Source organism: Hyphomicrobium sp. (genome assembly GCF_036833075.1).
Classification (GTDB): domain Bacteria; phylum Pseudomonadota; class Alphaproteobacteria; order Rhizobiales; family Hyphomicrobiaceae; genus Hyphomicrobium_C.
In genome coordinates this window covers 1-7216 of record NZ_DAITQL010000134.1, presented here as the reverse complement: position 1 = coordinate 7216, position 7216 = coordinate 1, and the positions used below count along the sequence as shown (strand labels likewise).

General features: G+C 67.0%; 5 protein-coding genes. 2 read left to right on the top strand and 3 right to left on the bottom strand.

What is annotated here, in order from left to right; genetic code table 11:
- Positions 1-1184: EF-Tu/IF-2/RF-3 family GTPase (locus tag V7082_RS20970; protein WP_334151586.1), on the top strand; the 1184-nt coding region annotated here is incomplete at its 5' end.
- A 44-nt stretch (positions 1185-1228) separates the two neighbouring features.
- On the opposite strand, the gene V7082_RS20965 is transcribed toward V7082_RS20970, so the two are convergent.
- On the bottom strand, positions 1229-3139 hold the full coding sequence (locus tag V7082_RS20965; protein WP_334151585.1) for a hypothetical protein: 1911 nt from the start codon (positions 3137-3139) through the stop codon (positions 1229-1231).
- A gap of 465 nt (positions 3140-3604) precedes the next feature.
- Between V7082_RS20965 and V7082_RS20960 the strand changes: the two genes are divergently transcribed.
- Positions 3605-4975, top strand: a complete 1371-nt coding sequence (locus V7082_RS20960; RefSeq protein ID WP_334151587.1) for a methyl-accepting chemotaxis protein — start codon at positions 3605-3607, stop codon at positions 4973-4975.
- A gap of 98 nt (positions 4976-5073) precedes the next feature.
- On the opposite strand, the gene V7082_RS20955 is transcribed toward V7082_RS20960, so the two are convergent.
- Together V7082_RS20955 and V7082_RS20950 are read right to left on the bottom strand one after the other, a co-directional pair.
- On the bottom strand, positions 5074-6348 hold the full coding sequence (locus V7082_RS20955) for an NAD(P)/FAD-dependent oxidoreductase (protein WP_334151584.1): 1275 nt from the start codon (positions 6346-6348) through the stop codon (positions 5074-5076).
- 76 nt (positions 6349-6424) lie between these two features.
- On the bottom strand, positions 6425-7216 hold a 792-nt coding region (locus tag V7082_RS20950; RefSeq protein ID WP_334151582.1), incomplete at its 5' end, for an ABC transporter permease.

Here is a 7216-nt window from a genome sequence, read left to right as displayed (position 1 = left end):
GCCGCCTGCGCGACATCCCGATCGTCACCTTCATCAACAAGCTCGACCGCGAGGCCAAGGAGCCGCTCGACCTCCTCGACGAGATCGAGAAGACGCTGGCGCTCGACACCGCGCCCATGGTCTGGCCCATCGGCCAGGGCCGCGACTTCCGCGGCACCTACGATCTCAACCAGCCGCGCGTGCGCCGTCTCGACGAGAATTTCGACGGCACGCCGATCAGCGGACCCGACGACCCGCTCTTCTCCGAGATCATGGAGCCCGAGGCCTATCAGCGCTGGCGCGAGGAAATCGACCTCGTGGCGGAGGCGTGCGGCAAGTTCGATCTCGAGAAGTTCCAGCATGGCGCGTTGACGCCCGTCTACTTCGGCTCGGCCCTGAAGAACTTCGGCGTGCGCGACGTGCTCGATGCCCTCAAGACCTACGCGCCGCCGCCGCGCACGCAGCACGCCGCGAACCGCGAGATCAAGGCCAGCGAGCCGGCCATGACCGGCATCATTTTCAAGATCCAGGCCAACATGGACCCGAACCATCGCGACCGCATCGCCTTCATGCGCGTCTGCTCGGGCAAGCTCACGCGCGGCATGAAGGTGAAGCATGTGCGCTCCGGCAAGACCATGGCGCTCTCGGCACCGCAGTTCTTCTTCGCGCAGGACCGCTCCATTGCCGAGGAAGCTTATGCCGGCGACGTGGTCGGCATCCCCAACCGCGGCGTGCTGCGCATCGGCGACGCGCTGACGGAAGGCGAGGACGTGATCTTCCTCGGCATCCCGAGCTTCGCGCCCGAGATCCTGCGCCGCATCCGGCTCGAGGACGCCATCAAGGCCAAGAAGCTCAAGGACGCCGTTCGCGAGATGGCCGAGGAAGGCGTGGTGCAGGCGTTCAATCCGATCGACGGCACGCAGCCGATCGTCGGCGTCATCGGCGCGCTCCAGCTCGACGTGCTGGCCGACCGGCTCGTGCACGAGTACGGGCTGAAGACCGCCTTCGATCCGGCACCCTGCGACGCCGTGCGCTGGATCCGCTCGAAGGATCCGGCGGCGTTGAAGCGCTTCATCGAGTCCAACCGCTCGACCATCGCCACCGATCTCGACGGCGACTACGTCTATCTCCCCGCCTCGATCTTCAACCTGAACTACAACGCCGGCAAGAACCCCGAGATCGAGTTCCTAGAGATCAAGACCTAGCTGTCGTTGCGGGATGGGAGCAGGAGCGTCGCAAGCCTCGGACGTCAGGCCGGAAACGCGACGGGCCGCTGCACGGGCGCAAGCACGAGGCCCGTCTCGGGATCGGTCTCGATCCGGCGGCCGAGGTCGGCCACCCACTGCCCGGTCCGCGCGAAGCCGGCATCGGCAAGGAACGCCTCGGTGGGCATGAAGCCCTCCGCCTGGCAGATCGACAGCGCAACCATCTTCCGGAACGACGCGACGTCGAAATAGCAGGTGTGCACCAGCTCCTTCCAGGAGAGGTAATGGGTGATCAGCCCGCCCTTGTTGTCCTCTTCCGAGAATGCGAGCGTGCTGATCGCGTTGCGGAACTTGGCGAGCGACTGCGAGGCCATGGCGTTGCTGTGATCGGTGATCTCGTGGCTCACGTCGTCCGGGAGCAGGCACGTCACCGGCTCGAGCCACGAGGGGCCGTAGTCCGCCCCGAGCACGACCTCGCCCTCCGTATCGTTGCCGAACGTCGAGCGCTTCATTTCCGAGAGCGTCAGGGCGTTGAGGCTGCGGCTGAGAAGTGCGCTCACGAACGCGGCGATGTATTCGATGACCGCCAGCACCCCGAGCGCGATCATGGCGAACACGAGCGGCACGAGCACGACGGGCACGAGCAGCCTCAGCGCGTTGCCGAGCGCACCCGAGAACAGCCCGTCGTCCACCACGGCGCTCGATAGCTCGTCCGTGACGACGTGGAACAGCAGCTTGCTGTTCAAGGCATAATCGTGCCCGCCGCCACACAGCCGGCCGCCTTCGCAAGGCTTGCCGTCGCGCATCAGGAACCGTCGCTTGAACCGCTGCGCCCGCTCAACGGCGGCGAACTCCGGGAACTGGCGCTGCAGGATCTGGCGCTTGGCTTGCATCTGCAGGCGGATGCCGCGCATGCGCTGACGCGCCTCCTCAGCCGCCGCGGCATCGAACCCTCCGCTTTCGGCCGCCTCACGCGCGACCCGCATACGCTCCTGAAGCGCCCGGAGCTCCTGGCGCGCCTGCGTCGCGGCCGCGTCGTCGTCGGCAAACTCCTGCACGCCGTAGACGCGGGTCTGCAGGAAGTCCGAGATCCCGAGCATGATGCCGGGCGACGTGACGACGAGCAGGTAGGCCAGCGGCAGCACCACGACCGCCGCCTTCGTCAGCGTCGAGGTCGCAAAATCCCGGTCGAAGAAGCGATACTGCACCTTGGGCAGATAGCGCAGGCCCTGCACCGCCTCGTCGTCCTTGTGGCAGAGCGGCAGCCACTTGTCTCCATAATGATCGCGTGCCCGCTGAACCGCGCCGCGGCCGTATCCCATGAGCTCGCGCCCGTCGAGAAAGCGAAACACGGTATAAAAGACCAGGATCGGCAATGTCATCATGACGCCGTTGAACAGCAGCGCCCTGACATAGCGCTCGCCGCGCACCCGGAATCCGTTCGCGAACAGCTCGCCCCCGACGTAGAACAGGAACATCATGAACAGCATCAGCGAGGCGACGAACATCACCCTGCGCGGCAGCGTCAGGCGCGTGAACAGAAAGCGCTCCTTGCGCATCCCGACAAAGGGCGTGCCGACCGTGATCCAGCGCTTGAGGTGAGTGAGCGGTCTCTTGCGGGCCACGCTTTCGATCAGCGCCGAGGCGATCACCGATCCGCCATGGCTGTGCCCGACCACGCAGTAGGGCTCGCCCTGCGCGTCGAGGCCCCGCATCAGGCGCAGGAGCGCCGAGCCCGCGTTGCGCCGGTCGATCTCACTGTTGAGGGAGCTCCACGCGAAGGGGACCACGTCGACCGGCGTGCCGTCCGCGCCGGCGACGAGCGCCTTGATGTCGGCTTCGAACGCGCTGCCATGCTGCCACCACTGCGCCTCGCTCTCCGGGTCGATGTTGAGCGCATCCGCCGTGCCCCCCGAATGCGCGAACGTACCGTGAACGGTGACGACGGTGGCCACGTGAACCCTCCCCCTGCACGACGCGCGAGCTACCCTCCCGGAGCGAGCCCTCGATAGGCTACAACGATGACTGAAGCTAGGCAAAGATGCGCCGGCACCCGGGCCGCCAGCGCGCGCCCCAGCGCGGCTCCTCGATGAAAGCCCTGGCGGGTCCATGGCCTTCCGGCACGACCGGCGGCCGGTCCGGATCGGCCCGGACCCACCCCCGGCGAAGCAGGAGCCGCTGCGGACGGCGGTGCCCCTGCGGCCGCTGCCAGGGCCGTGAAAGGTCCGCTGACAGTCAAATTCTATCGCACGACAGATACATTAAGTGGCCTTTAACGGCTGCTGCCCAATTGTATGGGCGTTGTTCGTCGGATCAGAACTTATGGCAACGCGCCCGGGCACGGCCCAGGCCGAAGAGCCTCCCTTGACCGGACACTCGGAACAGGAACCTCGCGACAAGGAGAGACCCCAGTGTTTGCAATGCGCCGTCCCAGCGGATCACATGCCAGCGCGCCCTCGCAGACGGACGCATCCGCTGCCGCTTCCGAGCAACAGCTCGTTGCTGCGCTCGAAGGGCTGGTCCGCAGCAAGCTCAAGTCCGGCGTGCCTGTGGACGGCGCGCTCGGCGAAGCCCTGGGCCGTCTCGTCGGCCTCGTGAAAGAGGCTTACTCCGATCAGCTCATGCTCGCGGGAAACCTCGGCAAGGAGGCGTGCGAAGCCGCCGTCAACGTCGGCTGGCTGTCCCATGATTTCAGCGAGGTTGCCCAGTCGACCGCCTCGATCTCGAGCGCGGTCGAGGAAATGGCCGCCTCCATCGCCGAGCTGTCGACCGTCTCCGCCCAGAGCGCGAGCCAGACCGAGAATGCCCGCGACACGATGCGAAGCTGCATCAACGATGCCCGCGCCGCCGTCGACGCGATGACCAACATCCAGAGCCAATCGAGCAAGATCGGCGATCAGGTCTCCGTCCTGCAGGCCGCCGTCGACCAGATCGGCGAGATGGCGACCTCGATCGATTCCATCGCACGCCAGACCAATCTCCTGGCGCTCAACGCCACCATCGAGGCCGCCCGCGCGGGCGAGGCCGGCCGCGGCTTCGCCGTCGTCGCCGCCGAGGTCAAGACCTTGTCCGTAGAGACCGGCAAGGCGACGCAGGAGATCCGCTCGCGCGTCGAGGCGCTGACGCGCGAGATGCACGAGATCCGTCAGGCCGTGACGGACAGCCTCAAGTCCGTCGCCTCCGGCAGCTCGGTGGTGACGCAGGTCGGCGCCATCATCGAGAGCCTGGGCGACGAGGTCTCCGAGGTCGCCGAGCGCATCCGCAGCCTCTCCAACGTGCTCGAGCAGCAGCGCGCTGCCACCACCGAGATCACACACAACGTCGGAAACATCTCCGAGAAGGCCAGCAAGAGCAAGGACGAGGTGCAGAAGATCGGCAAGCGTCTCGAGGACTGCGAGGACATCCTGCGCAAAGCCTTCGATGGCGCAGCGCTCCCGGTGCGCTGCCAGGCGCTGATGCGCCTCGGCGCGGAGGTGCTCTTCTGGAAGCGCCAGCTCGCCCAGATCCTGCTCGGCACGATGCCGGCTCCGGCCGCCGCGCCGCTGCTTCCCCAGGCCGGCGTCATGGCCGAGGCGGAGGAGGTCTGCAAGGCCACCGGCGGCGGCGCGATGCTGGTCTCCGACCTGTCGTCGGCGCTTGCGGCGGCGCAGACCCAGGCGACGCGGATGGTCGATGCCGTCCGCAGCCAGAACTGGGGCAACGCCACGCCCGCCTACATCGCCTGCGACGAGGCCATCGCCAAGGCCGACGCGGCCATCGCCAAGCTGCTCGAGAAGGCCGCCTCGGCGTAGAGGTGCGGCACGGTTTCAAAATCCAGGGCGCGCTTCGGCAACGGGCGCGCCCTTTTCTTTCCACGCGAGGATCGGTGACTCGAGCTCAACCCACGGCGTCAGAGAAGATCCCTGAGCCGGTAATAGAGCATGCCGAGCGCGAGCATCTGGTTGCCGAGGAACTGGCCGACCGGAAGGCGGATGTGGCGGATCTTCTCGAACAGGTCGAACCGCTCCATCGTCCCCGCGATGGCGTCCGCCACGATCTCGGCGGCAATGTGCGTGGCGTTGACCCCATGCCCGCAGTAGCCCTGCATGTAGTAGACGTTGGGCTCGCGCCGTCCGATGGCGGGCACGCGCGTCAACACGATATCGATCTTTCCGCCCCACGCATAATCGAGCGCCACACCATCGAGCTGCGGAAACACCTCGACGAGCCGCGGCCGGAGCGTCGCGCGGATATCGCGCGGATCGCGGTTCGAATAGTTGCAGCGCCCGCCGAACAAGAGCCGCCGGTCCGCCGAAAGACGGAAGTAGTCGAGCACCACGTTGCTGTCGGCCACCGCCAGATCCTCAGGACTGATCTCGCTCGCGACATGCTCCGGCAGCGGTGCGGTGGCGACGATGTAGCTTCCGGTCGGGAACAGGAGCCCGCGTAACGGCCCCGTCTGAAACCGCGGGTCCGTCATGCCGGCGAGCACGATCGAGCGGGCTTCGACGCGTCCTGCAGCCGTCGCCGCAAACGGCCTGTCGCCGCCCACGACCTCCGTCACCGGCGACTCCTCGAAGATCCTGACGCCGAGCCCCGCGGCCGCACGCGCCTCGCCGAGACACAGGTTGAGCGGGTGGAGATGGCCGCTGCGCCGGTCGAGCATCGCGCCGTGATAGAGCGACGTGCCGATCACCCGCGGCATGTCCCCCGGTTCGACGATCTCGAGCGTATCGCCGTCGCCGGCCTTACGGAGCTCCTCCACATAGGCCCGCATCGCCGCCATGTGGCGCGGCCGCGCCGCCACTTCCATCCAGCCGCGCTTCAGGTCGCACTCGATCTCGTAGCGCGTGACGCGCCTTTCGATGATGTCGTTGCCGAGGTAGCGGATGTCGGCGAGCAGCCGTCGCCCCGCCTCCCCAAGCTGGCTTTCCAAACGAAGCTCGCCGCTGATGCCGGCAATCATCTGCCCGCCGTTGCGCCCCGACGCACCCCAGCCCACGCGCTCGGCCTCGAGCACGGCGACCTGATAGCCGCGCTCGGCAAGCGACAGCGCCGTCGCGATCCCCGAGAAGCCCCCGCCGACCACGCAGACATCGGCCGTCTCCGTTCCCCTAAGGGCGGGATAGCGCGTGTCGTCGTTGGCGGTGGCGGCATAATAGGAATTAACGTGCGTGGCCGGCATGGACCTTCTCTAAAACCGGATCGCAGAAGAAGCGAGCCGGAAAGCGGATTTCAAGGCCAATCGCAGCCGGACGATCCTATTTCGCACCCGCATCGACGGCTGCTGCTTCGCGCATCCGCCGCTCGCCGGCGCGCTTCGTCGTATAGGCCGCCACCAGCACGCCGACCGTCACGAACCCGATCATGACCGTCGAGATCGCGTTGATCTCCGGCGTCACGCCGAGCCGCACCTGGCTGTAGATCTTCATCGGCAGCGTCGTCGCGCCCGGTCCCGTCGTGAAGCTCGCGATCACGAGGTCGTCGAGCGACAGCGTGAAGGAGAGCAGCCAGGCCGAGACCACCGAGGGCGCGATGATCGGCAGCGTGACCTGCCGGAACGTCCCGATCGGAGTGGCCCCGAGGTCCATGGCCGCCTCCTCCACCGACTTGTCGAAGTCGTAGAGGCGCGCCTGCACGACGACGGCGGCAAAGCACATCGAGAACGTCGCGTGCGCGATGACGACGGTCCAGAAGCCGCGGTCCATGTTCATGGCGACGAACAGCAGCAGCAGCGAGAGACCCGTGATCACCTCCGGCATGACCAGGGGCGCGAAGATCATGCCCGAGAAAAGCGTGCGCCCAGGGAAGCGGCCCATCCGGACCAGCACGATGGCCGCCAGCGTGCCGAGGATCGTCGCCAGCGTCGAGGAGATGATGGCGACGCGCAGCGTCACCCAGGCTGCGGACAGGATGCCCTGGTTCCTCATCATCTCGCCGTACCACTTCGTCGACCAGCCGCCCCACACCGTGACCAGCCGCGACTCGTTGAAGCTGTAGATCACCAGCAGCAGGATCGGGATGTAGAGGAACGCGAACCCGAGCGCGATCGA